Below are 14,818 nucleotides of genomic sequence, written 5' to 3' on the forward strand. Positions count from 1 at the left end.
AGATACAAAGATGTCTAAATATTAACCGAAACTTTAAATACTTTGGTTTTTGCTTCCTAAATAAAAAGAAGCCGTTTGTACGGCTTCTTTTTATTAGTTATCATCCATTTTCAGTACAGCCATGAATGCTTCTTGCGGTACTTCTACAGAACCAACAGACTTCATACGCTTCTTACCTTCTTTTTGTTTTTCAAGAAGTTTACGTTTACGCGAAATGTCACCGCCGTAACATTTTGCTAATACGTTTTTACGCATCGCTTTAATTGTAGAACGCGCTACAACTTTATTTCCGATTGTTGCTTGTATAGGCACTTCAAACTGCTGCCTTGGAATTAACTCTTTTAATTTTTCTACAATTACTTTTCCACGGTCATATGCTGAGTCACGATGCACAATGAAAGATAGCGCATCGACTTGTTCACCATTCAATAAAATATCCATCTTCACAAGCTTAGAGGGTTTATAACCAATTAGCTCGTAATCAAACGATGCATATCCTTTCGTATTCGACTTCAATTGATCAAAGAAGTCATATACGATTTCAGACAATGGAATTTCGTATGTCAAAGTAACGCGCGTTTCATCTAAATATTGCATATCAATAAATGTTCCGCGTTTTCCTTGGCAAATTTCCATAACGGCTCCAACATAATCGTTTGGAACCATAATAGATGCTTTTACATACGGTTCTTCTACACGATCAATAGATTGCGGATCTGGCATGTTAGATGGGTTATCAACTGTCATGTCTTCACCGTTTGTTAAATATACTTTATAAATAACACTTGGTGCTGTTGTAATTAAATCAATTTTAAATTCACGTTCAATACGTTCTTGAATGATTTCCATATGAAGTAAGCCTAAGAATCCACAGCGGAAACCAAATCCAAGTGCTTGAGACGTTTCTGGTTCAAATTCAAGAGCAGAGTCATTTAATTCTAGCTTTTCTAATGCATCACGTAAATCATTATAACGTGCAGAATCAATTGGATATAAACCACAGAATACCATTGGGTTTAATTTACGATACCCTGGTAAAGGTTCTGCCGCTGGACGTTTTGCATGTGTAATCGTATCACCTACACGCGTATCACCAACATTTTTAATTGATGCCGCTAAGAAGCCTACATCACCTACTGTTAATTCTTCACGCTGCGTTGTTTTCGGTGTGAATACACCAACTTCTGTTACTTCGAATTCTTTACCCGTTGCCATCATGCGTACTTTATCTCCAACTTTTACCGTTCCATTTACAACACGGATATAAGCAATTACACCGCGATATGGATCATATAAAGAGTCGAAAATCATACATTGTAACGGTTCTTCCGAATCACCTGCTGGAGCTGGCACTTTTTCAACGATTTGCTCTAAAATCTCCTCAATACCAATACCCGCTTTTGCAGAAGCAAGCACTGCTTCAGACGCATCTAATCCAATTACATCTTCTACCTCTTGACGAACACGTTCTGGATCAGCGCTCGGTAAATCAATTTTGTTAATAACCGGTAAAATTTCCAAGTTATTATCAAGTGCTAAATATACATTTGCTAATGTTTGCGCCTCAATCCCTTGCGCCGCATCCACAACAAGTATCGCACCTTCACAAGCCGCTAAACTACGAGATACTTCATACGTAAAGTCGACATGACCTGGTGTATCAATTAAGTGAAGAATATATTCTTCTCCGTCTTTCGCTTTATACGTTAATTGTACTGCATTTAATTTAATTGTAATCCCGCGCTCACGCTCTAAATCCATGGAGTCAAGCAACTGTGCTTTCATCTCGCGTTGTGTTAACGCATTTGTTTTCTCCAAAATACGGTCTGCCAACGTTGACTTCCCGTGATCAATGTGAGCAATAATGGAAAAGTTACGAATTTTAGACTGCCTTTTTGCTCTTTCTTCTTTGTTCATCTATTTATCACTCCTACTAATCTCGCCAATATACACTAGCACTGATTATATCAATACAAGGAAAAAGATTCAATGAAAACTGGTGTTACGTTTTAAGCAAGTACTCTTACTTTTATCATATGCAATTCGTAAACAATAGACAAACCTTTCCTTAAATCCAAAAAGCTATCCTACTCGTCGTACGTAAGATAGCCGCTTTTTTAACACTTTACATTAATGAAATGCACCTTTTATTTTATCAACAATGGTATATGTTATGCTGCGAATTACATTTTGCACCAAAGAAGTCAATCCTCTTCCCATACTCTCGAATATATTAAAGCTTTTTAATTCTTCTAGTTGCTTTTGTTTTTCTTCAATAGAAAATGCATTTCCAAGAATTGTTGTTTCTACATCCCCGTGATCTGTTCCTGTTATGTGGGCAATTTGCTCATAGGTTGGATTATTGTAGCCTTTCATTCGTTTCAATCCGCTAGTGGCAACTTGCATACCTGCTAACGTTATAAGAAATGCACTAACAACGAGAATGATACATTTGCGTGTAAACTGCTCCAATTCTTATTTCTCCTTTTCCAATCAATGCGTATATGCCCCTGTGTTATCTTGATCAACTTGATGATGAAGAGCTGCGTTCAAACCACTCGCAATCAGATTCGCCATATCTTCAATAAACGCATCCACTTCTTTAGGTGTTACCATTAAATTATGCCCTAACGGTGCTAGCACTTCATAAATTAACTTTCTCTTCTCTTCTTCTTCAAGCGTACCAACAACTCCTAAAAACATATTGCGACTTTTTTCATCCGGCATATCTTCTTCTGTAAGCTTCTTCTTCTCACCAAATGTAAAACCGGCTGGAAGTAAAGAACGGGCTGGTTTTCCCCCTTCACGTATCTCACGTCCAAAATGCTTTAAAATATAATCAATTGTATCACTTGTAATCGAAACCGCATCTACAACAGTCGGAACACCAATTGCAATCACCGGTATACCTAGCGTATCTTTACTCAGTTCTTTTCGTTTATTCCCAACACCAGAACCAGGGTGAATACCAGTATCCGAAATTTGAATGGTACTATTTACTCGTTCAATAGAACGAGCAGCAAGCGCATCAATTGCAATCACAAAGTCTGGTTTCGTTTTTTCAATGACACCATAAATCATATCGCTCGTTTCAATGCCTGTAATACCCATAACACCTGGCCTAATCGCACTGACAGAACGAAACCCTTCCTCAACACTTTCCGGCTGTAACTTAAATAAATGGCGCGTAACAAGTACATTTTCTACAACAATTGGGCCTAATGCGTCCGGCGTTACATTCCAGTTGCCAAGGCCAACAATTAAGCAGCTCGCTTCTTTACTAATTCCAATTTCTTTTAGAAAGTGCGCAAATTCCTTTGCAAAAATCTCCTCTACTTTTTGTTGCAACGCTGTATCTTGCTGACGAATTCCTTGGACTTCTAAAGTTAAATAATTTCCTGGTTTCTTTCCCATCGCCGGAGCGGCACTTTCATCAATCGTCACCTTTGTAATTGTAATCCCTTCTTCTTCGCGCTCTTTTACAATTACACCTTGAATCGCTGTTTTTTCTTCTTGCTTCTCTTGCAGCATTTGGTGAGCTTCTAATGCAAGATCTGTTCGAATCCCATATTTACTTAAATCAAGCGGTTCACTCATACAATCTCCTCCTCTATTTATAATAAATATTCATTAGAATTCCCCAATTTATTTTCAGACATTCTTTTCCTATATTGAAATTTCATCGATCTCACTATTGCAATTCTCTTCTCCGTTTGATAGAATATCACTTGTTCTATGTAAGAATCGAGTCACTCGATCGCACCAGGGAGGTGAAAGATATGGCAAACATTAAATCTGCTATCAAACGTGCTAAACTTAGCGAAGAGCGTCGTGCACATAACGCTTCTATCAAGTCTGACATGCGTACAGCTGTTAAAACTGTAGAGGCTTTAGTTAACAATAACGATCTTGAAACAGCAAAAGAAGCATACAAAGTAGCTTCTAAAAAACTTGACAAAGCAGCTCGTAAAGGTCTTATCCACCAAAACGCTGCAGCTCGTCAAAAATCTCGCTTAGCGAAACAAGTAAACGCGTAAGGCGTTTAAAAACGATCCGTATGGGTCGTTTTTTATTTACAAAAAAAATGTTCATGTAGTTGTCTACATGAACATTTTTCCACTATTCAATATGATTTAAACGCATGAGAAAAAATTCTAGCACAAGACGTTTATCCATTCTTCCTGTCTTCATATTATAATCTGCCTCAGCAAGTTCGTGAATTACTCGTTTTAACGCTTCAAAGGAAAAAGAATTTGTTTGATTCATAGCCAACTTCACACGATACGGATGCACACCAATATGCGATGCAATTTGATTTTGCCCATAACCACGCTGCTGAAGTTCTTTCACTTGATATAATAAACGAAATTGACTTACAAGAAGCGCAAGCAGTTTAATCGGCTCTTCTTGCTGTGTAAATAATCCTTCTAAAATACGCATCGCACCTGCGATATCTTTTTTCACTACCTTTTCTGTTAAAGAAAATACATTTTGTTCAACAGACTTTGGAACAAGTTCTGCGACAAGCTTTGCCGTAATTTCACCGCTTGTTCCAACATATAATGTCAGTTTATCCATTTCCTTAGCAAGCATCGTTACATTGCTTCCAACAAGCTCTAATAGTAAACTAACTGCCGCCTCTTCTATTTGAATATGCATTTCTTCCGTGCGGCTTATAATCCATTTACGTACATCTTGCACTTGCATAGCATTTGCTTCTACTACATCCGCTGTTTTTTTCAAAAGCTTCGTAACTTTTTTACGCTCGTCCAATTTTTCAAACGGAGCAATAAACACAAGGATAGAAAACGGTGAAGGTTCAGCAATATATTCTTCTAGCACTTTGACGTTTTGCTCAATTTTTGCTTTTTGCGATGTTAAAAACAACGGTGATTTGACAACAATAATTTTACGTTCTCCAAAAAAAGGAAGCGTTCTTGCGTCCTCAACAACTTCCTCTATGTACACTTCTTCCAAGTCATACGTAACGACATTGAACTCACGATCCTCTTCAACTAACGCTACTGATGTTAAAAGCCGAAGCGTTTCATTGATAAAATACGCCTCCGTTCCATATAACAAATATAACGAAGCGAATTGCTTTTTCTTTATTTTTTTATGTATATCACTCATGTAACTTCCTACTCCCTAACACTTTATATACTTATAGTAATGTGACAGCTACCGTTTTACAAGTCCAAAGGAACAGGTAGCTACCCGTTCCTTGATCTATATAAAACGTTACAAAATAAGCCCCGGGAATCTTATTTCATAACGATGACCACCTTGACCTTATTGTTTGCACCTACCTTACGGGCTATGAATGACAACTGTTAACACACTTGGAAAAGCATTGCACCAATCAGGCTTTTATGAACAGTTGTCCCCTGCTCTCAAAATCTTGAAAAAGGATCTTACTGCCCACGAATAACGGGATAAATTGTAGATTTTTTTCTGACAATATTTTATACTAAAGTGGAATGTTGGGAGGGATTCAAAGATGAATGAATTTGAAAAAAACGTTCAAAGTAAGCGTAATGACGCTGTCGACTCAGGGGTAGGCTTTATCGTTTCATTCGGATTTTTTACCACTTTATTTATCATCGCAACAGTCGTTAAATTTATCGGTTCTTAAAGACTGCACTTGGCAGTCTTCTTTTTTTCTGTGTTTCATCATATGTTAACTTACTGTGAAACGTTCCCGTTTCTCCTCGGAAAACATAAGAAATTGCCCCTTGTTCATCCGTTCTCCACACTTCAATTCCACGCTCCGTTAGACGTTCTAATACTTCGATATGCGGATGACCATAACGATTTTTCTCTCCAACAGAAATAATGACTTTTGTCGGCTGAACAGTATCTAAAAACTGCCCAGAAGATGACGTTTTACTACCGTGATGCCCAACTTTTAAAACGTCTGCACGCAGCTCTGGATACCATTGTATGAAGCGTTTCTCACCTACTTCTTCTAAATCTCCCGTAAACAACCATGTTAATCCCCCTATTTTTGTCCAAAGTACAATAGATTGATTATTATCCTCTTTTTCTTCTCCTTCCGGCGATAATACTGAAAACACCGCTTCTCCCACCTTCCAGCTATCTCCCTTTTCTACAATTCGAACAGGTACATTCTTTTGCGCAGCAAGCTGCTGTATTTGTTGTTCAAGTAAGGAGAGTTTTATCTTTTTCCCTAACACAACCTCTTTTACCGCAATAGATTGTATTATTTCTTGCACTGCTCCCGTGTGATCCATATCTCCATGTGTCACAATTAACTTATCAATCATCCGCACGCCCTCTTTTTGTAAAAAAGGAACGAGAATATCATGTCCAACAGAAAATTCATGTTTTTTCTGCTGCCATTCTTCCTTCTTTACCGGAAGCGTTCCACCCGTATCAATTAAATACGTCCCTTGGTTGTATGGAAGGCGAATCAAAATGGCATCCCCTTGTCCGACATCAATATAAGTAACACTTCCGTTTGCATTTGCATATGGAAATGCATAGTGGCATGTACTAAGAAAGAAAAAGCTCGATAGAAACAACAGGCGATATTTTCTCCAAATAAGCCCTTCCCATGATAAAAAAACAGTTACAATACTGATACAATATAAAGCAACGAGAAATGGCTGGGTTTGTCCAAAGGTAAGACGTACAAACGGTAAAGCTTCGCACATTTGAAGCATCACATTCGAAACATGTATGCATAGGGATAACAGATTAGCTAACCATTGAGACACAATTGGAAGACATATAAGACATACAAGAATGACAATACAAACCGGTAAAACAAGTAAAGATAAAAACGGGACATAAATCATATTAAGAAGGATACTGTAAGGAGAAACATAGCCGAAGTGATAAAGCAAAATAGGTGTACTTGTTAATTGAGAAATAACGGAAAGGTATATAGAATTTTTCACTATACCGTTTTCGTTAGCTAGCAAACGTGATGAAGATAACAAAAGAGAAAAGCTTCCAACAAATGAAAACTGGAACCCAATGTTAAATAATACATACGGATCATAAAAAAGCATGATGATTAATGTCATACTTAAAGCATCCATCCCAGACACCCGCACTGCTCGCGTAAGGGCTCCAAATACAATAACAGCTGCTATAGATGCCCGAACAACAGATGGTGAAGCCCCTGCAAAAAACATATATAACGGAATACAAACAAGCAGAAGCATCGTTGTGCTTTCACGCGTTACACCAATTCGAAGTGATACAAAATAACATATTGCGGTTAACAAAACAATGTGTGATCCTGATATCGCCAACAAATGAACAAGTCCAAACTGTTGATACTGTTCTTCTACCTCAAACGTCATATATTGACGATCACCAAACAATAAAGCATTCATAAAAGCTGCTGACTGCCCAGAAAAGGTCTCTCCTATATAAGAAACGGCTGCTTGTCGCATCGAAAATAACCAATGAACAAACGAAATATCTTCTTGCATACAATTCGAAATCGATTCCGCTTCAAAAAGAGCATGAATATACTGTTTATATAAATAATCCTTATAATCAAATGCATAAAAATTACGAGGAGATGGTGGTTCTTTCAAAGTACCAGTAAACGTACACACCATACCAGAGTTCAACTGCTTCAATTTTTCTTTTAATTCACGAGAAGGGATTTTGTAAAACAACTGGACTGTTTCATCATTGTTCAGTTGCAACTGGAAAGAAAGGCGATTTCCATTTATAATCGGCGTACTTTGAATTGTACCTGTTACGTCTGTTTCCCGAAAAGAAAGCATAGAATCATTTTGCGCATCTACATAGATTGCATATACATAGGTAAGTCCAAACACGAGAATAATCAAGGAGAGCATCAGAAGAGAGGTACGTAAAAAACAAACTACACAATAACAACCAAATATAAGAAAAGGAACGATAAAAAAAGAGGAATAAGCTGTTGCAATCCCAAAGATAACTGAGATTGCAACGCAAATCCATTGCCCGCGCAACACGCACTCACCTCACGGTTTATACCATATTTTTTGCCCGCAGTAATACTTGTTGTAACTGTTCTAACGTCACTTCGTCAGTTTGTAACGAAGACAAAAGCTGTTTTAGCTCCTGCATTTTCTGTCGTTCTTCTAATGTTGTTACGTCAAATGCAAGAGGAACATGTTTTACTCTTACATTTGCTTGCTCAAACAACTCAAGTGCATACGGATGATTTTTATAATCCTGTGCATAATACACTGCTGTAACACCACTTTGAATAATTGCCTTACAGCAATGTAAACATGGAAAATGCGTGACATAAATTTCCGCACCATCTGTTTTTGCACCAAATTTCGCACATTGCAGCAGCGCATTCATTTCTGCATGAATTGTACGCACACAATGATTATCGATCACATAGCAACCTTCATCTATACAATGCACACCGCCGGCAATCGACCCATTATAGCCACCAGCAATAATACGTTTATCACGCACAATTGTCGCACCAACCGCAAGCCTTGTGCACGTGCTGCGAAGTGATAACAAATGACTTTGTGTCATAAAATATTGATCCCAAGAAACTCGTTCCATTATCTTCACCTACTTTTAAAATCTGTTTATAGTGTAGCGAAATAAGAAAAAAGTCGTCAATGTTTATTTAATGAACAATTATTTCATCTTTCATTTTTTCCAGCGATTTTTCACCAATTCCATCGACCTCTAATAAATCTTCAATTTTTTGAAAGGGGCCATGCTGCTCACGATACTTGATAATATTTTCTGCTTTTCTAGGACCAATGCCCGATATTTTTTCAAGCTGGTCCTTTGTCGCTGTGTTTATTTGTATTTTCCCTTCTGACAAAGGTGCTTCATTCACAGTGGCAATTTGTTCTCCTTTTTTCGGCACATAAATCACCATTTGATCTTGTACAAGCTGCGCTAAATTTACTTTTGTTGCATCTGCTTCTGGTAAAAAACCTCCTGCCTTTTCAACAGCATCTTTCACCCGCGCTCCGCTTTGTAATTCATATATCCCTTCACGATGCACAGCTCCTTTCGTATCAACAATGATCGTTTTCGATTGCAATTTAGGTTCTGTTACCTTTGTTTTCTCCTTTCTTTCTTCCATCCTCGAATTCGCTTCCACTTTCACTGCCGATTGTTCTTGTCCACCTTTTGTTTGCCATACAAACAAAATACTGATGACACCAATTGCTGCAAACAAAACGAACCACTTTCTTGGCAAATTCATCATCATCATTTTGCACCTCTAATTCATAAATTCAAAATAAACTTCATATTGTTTAGGAGAAAGATGTTACGAAGGAGGGGATGAAACATTGAACATAGGAATAATAGGAACAGGAAATATGGGGAATATACTTATTGATGCATGTATCGAAGCCCGCGCTGTCAAACCTTCGTGTCTTACCATCATTAATCGTACTTTCGCAAAAGCATATCATATAAAAGAGAAGTATCCTTCTATTCATATAGCAAAAACAATTCAAGAAGTAATCGAACGTTCTGAACTGATTTTCATTTGTGTAAAACCATTCGACATACATCCTGTTTTGACAAAACATGCTTCGATTCTTACCAATGATAAATGTCTAATCTCCATTACAAGTCCCATATCTACCGAGCAATTAGAAACAATTGTATCTTGTCACGTTGCTCGCATTATTCCAAGTATTACAAATCGCGCATTAGCTGGAGTCTCTCTATGCACATTTGGGAAAAATTGCTCACAAGAATGGCAAAGACGCATATTGAACTTGTTTCAAAAAATCTCTAAACCTATCATCATTGAGGAGAATATCACGAGAGTAGCATCTGATATCGCAAGCTGCGGCCCGGCATTTTTCAGCTATTTATTACAACGATTTATTGACGCATCTGTAGAGGAAACAAATATTACACGTGAAGAAGCTACTGTTTTAACGAGTGAAATGATTATCGGAATGGGAAAACTGCTAGAAAAACAAATTTTCACCTTACCGACTTTACAGGAGAAAGTTTGCGTAAAAGGCGGTATAACCGGAGAAGGGATTCGGATTTTAGAAGAACATATTGGAGATATGTTTAACAAGGTGTTAAAACGAACACATGAAAAGTACGAAGAGGATGTAGAGCACATAGAACAGCAATTTAATAAACTTTAATATATCTTTTACGACAAAAACAACTATATTCCTTCATAAAATATTTTATTTTTTGCTATCTAATAAAAAAGCAACCATTCTCGGTTGCTTTTTTATTATGCATTCTTTGTAGCGACAAAGAAAATACGCTCTGTTTGTTCTGTTACTTCTACTCTTTCGAAGTCCCCTGTCACACGACGAACAGTAAAACTAGCTTTTTCAAGCCACTTCGTCAGTTCTTCAACAGAATATGTACGTTGCATATGCAATTCATCAAACCGATGATACACATCCTCTTCTTCATCTCGTACAAAAAATGTCAAATCATGTTCCACACTGTTTGGCTCTTCACCTGGGAAACAGTTCCAAATGAGAGAAACTTCATCTTCATTCATTGTATACGTTTCATTTTGAAATACATGATGAATTTTATAAAGAGAGTGCACATCAAATAAAAATAAACCATCTGGACGCAAATGATGATACACACGCCTGAACGTCTCTTGGATACCTTCTTCTTCTAATACATAATTTAAAGAATCACAAAAAATTGTCACACAATCGAACTCGCCTGGAACATCTAACTCACGCATATCTTGTTGATAAAAAGGAATAAATTGTCCTTCTTCACCTAACTTTTGCTGAGCAATTGTTAACATTTCTTCTGATAAATCTACTCCCGTTACATCGTATCCTTTTTGCACAAGAGGCAACGTAACATTCCCTGTTCCGCAGGCTACATCGAGAATTTTCGCATCTGTTTTACCAATTTGCTCCAAGCTTTGTTCCGTAAATTCCACCCATTTTTCATATGGGACATCATTCATTAGCTCATCGTATAACAATGCAAATTGTTCGTATCTCATTGACCTAACTCTTCTGTAACATCTTCGCGCGGTACATCGCCCCAAAGACGTTCTAAATTATAATAATTACGCTCATCTTTATGGAATACGTGTACAACAACATCACCAAGATCAACTAGTACCCAACGTGCCTCTTCAAAGCCTTCCATGCGTTTTACATCAACTTGCACTTCATGCGCTTGTTCTTTAATTTCACGAGCGATTGCTTGCACTTGTTTATCTGAGTTACCATGACAAATTACAAAATAATCAGCAAGCGGGGAAATTCCTTGCATATTCAACACAACAATATCTTCTGCTCTTTTATCATCAGCTGCTCGCGCTGCCAATACTAATAATTCTCTGTCCTTCATTTCGTAAGGTCCTCCTTAATGACTGCATTATACGTTTGGAATGTTAATGGATAAATCGTTTGATTCTTTTCCATTAAAAATTGTATCGTATGCTTTAAAGCATATAATAACGCTTGATTAAGATCTTCTCGCGCTAACTTCCGTGCTTCTTCAACGCCTGGAAACTTACGACCAGGTTCAATATAATCAGCCACGTAAATCACTTTATCAAGCATCGTCATCTGTTCATGTCCACTTGTATGATACGTAATAGCTTGTAATATATCAGTGTCTGTAATACCGACTTCTCGTTCTACTAAATATGCCCCGACCGGCGCATGCCATAATTCTTTATTATAAAGCAATAAATCTTTTGGCAAATTTTCTCGCTTAATAATCTCTTCCATTTCTGAAATCGGTCTACACTTTGCATAATCGTGAAAAATCGCTGCCATTTCCGCCTTTTTTTCATCAACACCATATTGCTTTGCAAGTTCGATAGCCGTTTCCATAACACCAATTGTATGAATATAACGCTTTTCATGCATTTGGTGTTTCACAATTTCAAGCGCTCGTTTACGATCCATATAGCTCATTCCTCTCAATGTATTCCTGTACTCCTTTAGGAAGTAAATATTTGCATGTCTTCTTCTTTGTAAAACGTTCGCGCAGAAGCGAAGAAGAGACAGCAAACTCCGGAATTTCTACCGTTACAATGTCATAAGGCGTAGAAAGTGTATAACCAGGACGAGCAACGCCGACAAACGTAACGAGCTTTAACAATTCATCGATGTTATACCATTTTGGTAAATACTCAACCATATCCCCGCCAATAATAAAATAAAATTGAACGTCTGGATGCTCCTTTGTCAATTGTAACATAGTGTCATATGTGTATGACGGACCTTCTCGTTCCAGTTCCGCTAAACAAGTAGAGAAATGCATGTCTTGTTCAATTGCTAAATGAATCATTTCTAAACGATTACGTACACTTGTAACTTCCTTATCTCGTTTATGAGGGGGGATTTGATTTGGTAGAAACCAAATTTCATCAAGTCCCAATGCATCATACACTTCATTTGCAATTAACAAATGTCCATTATGAGGCGGGTCAAATGTCCCGCCAATAATCCCGATTCTCTTCAAAGAAAACGCCCCTTTACCTTGTCCTTATAGGTGATAGTTCTCATTCATAAAAAAACGAGGCACCTATACGAACTCGATTGGTTCAACTAACTTTTAGAAATCGTTACTTTGTTTTTGGTAACACAATACGTTTATTTTCTTTTGATTCTTTATATAAAACGATTGTACTTCCGATTACCTGTACAAGTTCAGCTTTTGCACCTTCCGCAAGCTCTTCTGCTACTTCATAGCGATCAAATTCGCAGTTTTGCAGTACGCTCACCTTTATCAACTCGCGTACTTCTAGCGCTTCTGCAATTTGTTTTACCATATTTTCATTTACGCCACCTTTACCAACTTGAAAAATTGGCGTTAAATGATGCGCCTCTGCACGTAAAAATCGTTTTTGTTTTCCTGTTAACATGTATTTAGCCTCCAAGCTTTTTCATTACTATTTGTTTCATTCGTTCTATATTCGGCAAACGTCCCGTCCAAATTTCAAATGCAAGTGCGCCTTGAAAGACAAACATATCAATGCCATTTTGTACAATCGCTCCATGCGCCTTCGCGTCTTGCAATAACTTCGTTTCAAACGGATTATAAATAATATCAGACACAATGCTTCCTTTTTTCAAATCTCGAATGCGTAGCGGTGTATCTTCTACACGAGGATGCATCCCTACTGTCGTTGTATGGATGATAATATCATACAGTGCTTGTTTATCTGTTACTTCTTCTAAAGAAAGCGCCGAAGACACGACTTCACTTCTACAATCTGTAATAAGCTGCTCTGCTTTCTCTACTGTACGATTCGCAATGTCGATCTCTTTCACACCAGCATCTGCAAGTGAATAATAAATCGCACGGCACGCACCGCCGGCTCCGAGCAGTAAAATACGTTTGTTCGTTAACGGCTCTTTACTAATAGATTGTAATGAACGAACATACCCTATTCCATCTGTATTATAGCCAATTAATTTTCCTTCTTTATGAAGCACTGTATTTACCGCACCGATTTGTTCTGCCAAAGGATCAATTTCATCTAAATACTTCATAATCGAAACCTTGTGCGGCGTTGTCACATTAAATCCAACAACTCCAAGTGCCTTCAATCCTTTCACTGCTTCGCCTAATTCACTCTCTTGAACGAGAAAAGCATGATAATGTGCATCCATTTCTAAATGGGCAAATGCATCATTATGCATAAGCGGTGATAAGGAATGTCCAATTGGATTTCCAATTACACCATATAATTGTTTCACAAGTCCTCACCACTTTAAATTAAAGATTTACGTAATGAAACACTAACTCCTTTTGGTACATGCGCTGCAATTTTTGCACCAGCTTCATTCACTGTTACCCACCCTAAACCTGAAAATACAACATCTGTTTTCGGTTCATGAATGGTAAACTCATACTTTACAAGCTCTGGCATGTTCTCAAGTTCTTCCGGTGTTGGCGGATTTAATAATTCCCCAGCATGCTTTTCATACAATGCATCTGCTTTTTCAAGCTTTGTACGATGAATCGTAAGACGATTAGATAAATGACAAGTAAACGCGCGACGACCACCACTTATATAATCAAATCGTGCTAATCCACCGAAGAATAACGTTTGTTCTTCATTAAGTTGAAAGACCATCGGCTTAATTTCTTTTGTTGGCGTAATTATTTTTAAGCTTTGTTTCCCAACGTAATGTGCCATTTGATGATGATTAATAATACCTGGTGTATCATATAAAGATGAAGCTTCATCAAGTGGAATATCAATTAAGTCCAGTGTTGTACCTGGGAAATGTGATGTTGTAATAACATTTTCCGTTTCCTCACTAAACGTTTTAATAATACGGTTAATAAACGTGGATTTCCCAACGTTTGTACATCCAACCACATAAACATCTTTTCCATTACGATATTGTTCAATTGCACTTGCAAGCTCTTCAATACCTTGACCTTTTGCAGCACTAATTAAGAAAACATCTTCCGGCTTTAAGCCAAGTTGCTTTGCACTATAGCGCATCCAATGTGTAAGCTTTTCCTTCTTTACTGATTTGGGAATTAAATCTGCTTTGTTACCGACAAGAAGTACTTTATTATTTCCAACAAAGCGATGCAGACCCGGAAGCCAGCTTCCACTAAAGTCAAAAATATCAACAATTTTAACAACTAATGCATCAGATTGTCCAATTCCATTTAAAATGCGTAAAAAATCATCATCTGTTAATGACACATCTTGAATTTCATTGTAATGCTTTAAGCGAAAACAACGCTGACAAATGATATGTTCTTTCTCTAACGAAGAAGCGGGTGCATAACCAACTTCATTTTTATTTTCTGTTTGGATGGCAACGCCGCATCCAATACATTTAAATGTCTCAGTCAAACT

The 14,818-nt window shown here is 37.5% G+C and carries 17 protein-coding genes; 3 read left to right on the forward strand and 14 right to left on the reverse strand.

All coding sequences use genetic code 11. From position 1 onward, the window contains the following. Window positions 1-93 precede the first annotated feature (93 nt). The 3 genes from lepA to gpr all read right to left on the reverse strand — a co-directional run bounded on the left by lepA (window position 94) and on the right by gpr (window position 3,597). A complete protein-coding gene (lepA, locus tag BM350_RS04590; protein WP_090916715.1) occupies window positions 94-1,917 on the reverse strand; it encodes an elongation factor 4 in 1,824 nt (607 codons plus the stop codon). A gap of 213 nt (window positions 1,918-2,130) precedes the next feature. After that, window positions 2,131-2,472, reverse strand: a complete 342-nt coding sequence (locus BM350_RS04595; RefSeq protein WP_090916717.1) for a YqxA family protein — start codon at window positions 2,470-2,472, stop codon at window positions 2,131-2,133. A gap of 21 nt (window positions 2,473-2,493) precedes the next feature. Beyond that, window positions 2,494-3,597, reverse strand: a complete 1,104-nt coding sequence (gene gpr / locus BM350_RS04600; protein WP_090916719.1) for a GPR endopeptidase — start codon at window positions 3,595-3,597, stop codon at window positions 2,494-2,496. Window positions 3,598-3,779: 182 nt separating this feature from the next. Between gpr and rpsT the strand changes: the two genes are divergently transcribed. Continuing rightward, complete coding sequence (rpsT, locus tag BM350_RS04605) at window positions 3,780-4,037, forward strand: 30S ribosomal protein S20 (protein WP_034638779.1); 258 nt, start codon at window positions 3,780-3,782, stop codon at window positions 4,035-4,037. Between the two features lie 82 nt (window positions 4,038-4,119). Here rpsT and holA read toward each other — a convergent pair whose 3' ends face one another. Continuing rightward, a complete protein-coding gene (holA, locus tag BM350_RS04610; RefSeq protein ID WP_090916721.1) occupies window positions 4,120-5,133 on the reverse strand; it encodes a DNA polymerase III subunit delta in 1,014 nt (337 codons plus the stop codon). 367 nt (window positions 5,134-5,500) lie between these two features. On the opposite strand from holA, the gene BM350_RS04615 reads away from it, so the two are divergent. Beyond that, window positions 5,501-5,635 carry a YqzM family protein gene (locus tag BM350_RS04615; protein ID WP_020062228.1) on the forward strand — a complete coding sequence of 45 codons (135 nt, stop codon included), beginning with the start codon at window positions 5,501-5,503 and terminating at the stop codon, window positions 5,633-5,635. Here the strand turns inward: BM350_RS04615 and BM350_RS04620 are convergent. The 3 genes from BM350_RS04620 to BM350_RS04630 form a co-directional block, all read right to left on the reverse strand. Then, window positions 5,622-7,979, reverse strand: a complete 2,358-nt coding sequence (locus BM350_RS04620; protein ID WP_139207686.1) for a DNA internalization-related competence protein ComEC/Rec2 — start codon at window positions 7,977-7,979, stop codon at window positions 5,622-5,624. The genes BM350_RS04615 and BM350_RS04620 overlap by 14 nt on opposite strands. Window positions 7,980-7,998: 19 nt before the next feature. Continuing rightward, a complete protein-coding gene (locus BM350_RS04625) occupies window positions 7,999-8,556 on the reverse strand; it encodes a ComE operon protein 2 (protein WP_090916725.1) in 558 nt (185 codons plus the stop codon). Between the two features lie 67 nt (window positions 8,557-8,623). Further along, window positions 8,624-9,223: a helix-hairpin-helix domain-containing protein gene (locus BM350_RS04630; RefSeq protein WP_090916845.1), complete on the reverse strand. Its 600-nt coding sequence runs from the start codon at window positions 9,221-9,223 to the stop codon at window positions 8,624-8,626. Window positions 9,224-9,305: 82 nt separating this feature from the next. On the opposite strand from BM350_RS04630, the gene comER reads away from it, so the two are divergent. Beyond that, window positions 9,306-10,130 (forward strand): late competence protein ComER, encoded by an 825-nt coding sequence (gene comER / locus BM350_RS04635; protein ID WP_090916726.1) that lies wholly within the window; start codon window positions 9,306-9,308, stop codon window positions 10,128-10,130. Between the two features lie 95 nt (window positions 10,131-10,225). Here the strand turns inward: comER and BM350_RS04640 are convergent, their stop codons facing one another. The 7 genes from BM350_RS04640 to yqeH all read right to left on the reverse strand — a co-directional run bounded on the left by BM350_RS04640 (window position 10,226) and on the right by yqeH (window position 14,815). Next, complete coding sequence (locus BM350_RS04640) at window positions 10,226-10,975, reverse strand: class I SAM-dependent DNA methyltransferase (RefSeq protein WP_090916728.1); 750 nt, start codon at window positions 10,973-10,975, stop codon at window positions 10,226-10,228. Beyond that, window positions 10,972-11,328: a ribosome silencing factor gene (rsfS, locus tag BM350_RS04645; RefSeq protein ID WP_090916730.1), complete on the reverse strand. Its 357-nt coding sequence runs from the start codon at window positions 11,326-11,328 to the stop codon at window positions 10,972-10,974. Before rsfS ends, BM350_RS04640 begins: the two co-directional genes overlap by 4 nt. Then, window positions 11,325-11,894, reverse strand: a complete 570-nt coding sequence (gene yqeK, locus BM350_RS04650) for a bis(5'-nucleosyl)-tetraphosphatase (symmetrical) YqeK (RefSeq protein ID WP_139207687.1) — start codon at window positions 11,892-11,894, stop codon at window positions 11,325-11,327. Before yqeK ends, rsfS begins: the two co-directional genes overlap by 4 nt. Further along, complete coding sequence (locus BM350_RS04655; RefSeq protein WP_090916734.1) at window positions 11,884-12,453, reverse strand: nicotinate-nucleotide adenylyltransferase; 570 nt, start codon at window positions 12,451-12,453, stop codon at window positions 11,884-11,886. The genes yqeK and BM350_RS04655 overlap by 11 nt, the downstream gene beginning before the upstream one ends. Before the next feature lie 103 nt (window positions 12,454-12,556). Further along, on the reverse strand, window positions 12,557-12,856 hold the full coding sequence (gene yhbY, locus BM350_RS04660; RefSeq protein WP_090916736.1) for a ribosome assembly RNA-binding protein YhbY: 300 nt from the start codon (window positions 12,854-12,856) through the stop codon (window positions 12,557-12,559). Window positions 12,857-12,860: 4 nt separating this feature from the next. Beyond that, the gene (aroE, locus tag BM350_RS04665; RefSeq protein WP_090916738.1) at window positions 12,861-13,694 is read right to left on the reverse strand and encodes a shikimate dehydrogenase; all 834 of its coding nucleotides are present in this window, start codon (window positions 13,692-13,694) and stop codon (window positions 12,861-12,863) included. A 14-nt stretch (window positions 13,695-13,708) separates the two neighbouring features. Continuing rightward, window positions 13,709-14,815 carry a ribosome biogenesis GTPase YqeH gene (gene yqeH, locus BM350_RS04670; protein ID WP_090916740.1) on the reverse strand — a complete coding sequence of 369 codons (1,107 nt, stop codon included), beginning with the start codon at window positions 14,813-14,815 and terminating at the stop codon, window positions 13,709-13,711. Window positions 14,816-14,818 lie beyond the last annotated feature (3 nt).

The sequence above is a fragment of the Bacillus sp. 103mf genome, assembly GCF_900116295.1.
Taxonomy (GTDB): Bacteria; Bacillota; Bacilli; order Bacillales; family Bacillaceae_G; genus Bacillus_A; species Bacillus_A bruguierae.

Excerpts from the sequence above, each read along its gene's own strand:
- lepA (WP_090916715.1), bottom strand. The coding sequence starts at position 1,917 with ATGAACAAAGAAGAAAGAGCAAAAAGGCAGTCTAAAATTCGTAACTTT.
- rpsT (WP_034638779.1), top strand. The coding sequence starts at position 3,780 with ATGGCAAACATTAAATCTGCTATCAAACGTGCTAAACTTAGCGAAGAG.
- yhbY (WP_090916736.1), bottom strand. The coding sequence starts at position 12,856 with ATGTTAACAGGAAAACAAAAACGATTTTTACGTGCAGAGGCGCATCAT.
- BM350_RS04625 (WP_090916725.1), bottom strand. The coding sequence starts at position 8,556 with ATGGAACGAGTTTCTTGGGATCAATATTTTATGACACAAAGTCATTTG.
- yqeK (WP_139207687.1), bottom strand. The coding sequence starts at position 11,894 with ATGGATCGTAAACGAGCGCTTGAAATTGTGAAACACCAAATGCATGAA.
- holA (WP_090916721.1), bottom strand. The coding sequence starts at position 5,133 with ATGAGTGATATACATAAAAAAATAAAGAAAAAGCAATTCGCTTCGTTA.
- BM350_RS04640 (WP_090916728.1), bottom strand. The coding sequence starts at position 10,975 with ATGAGATACGAACAATTTGCATTGTTATACGATGAGCTAATGAATGAT.
- rsfS (WP_090916730.1), bottom strand. The coding sequence starts at position 11,328 with ATGAAGGACAGAGAATTATTAGTATTGGCAGCGCGAGCAGCTGATGAT.
- BM350_RS04630 (WP_090916845.1), bottom strand. The coding sequence starts at position 9,223 with ATGATGATGAATTTGCCAAGAAAGTGGTTCGTTTTGTTTGCAGCAATT.
- gpr (WP_090916719.1), bottom strand. The coding sequence starts at position 3,597 with ATGAGTGAACCGCTTGATTTAAGTAAATATGGGATTCGAACAGATCTT.
- BM350_RS04615 (WP_020062228.1), top strand. The coding sequence starts at position 5,501 with ATGAATGAATTTGAAAAAAACGTTCAAAGTAAGCGTAATGACGCTGTC.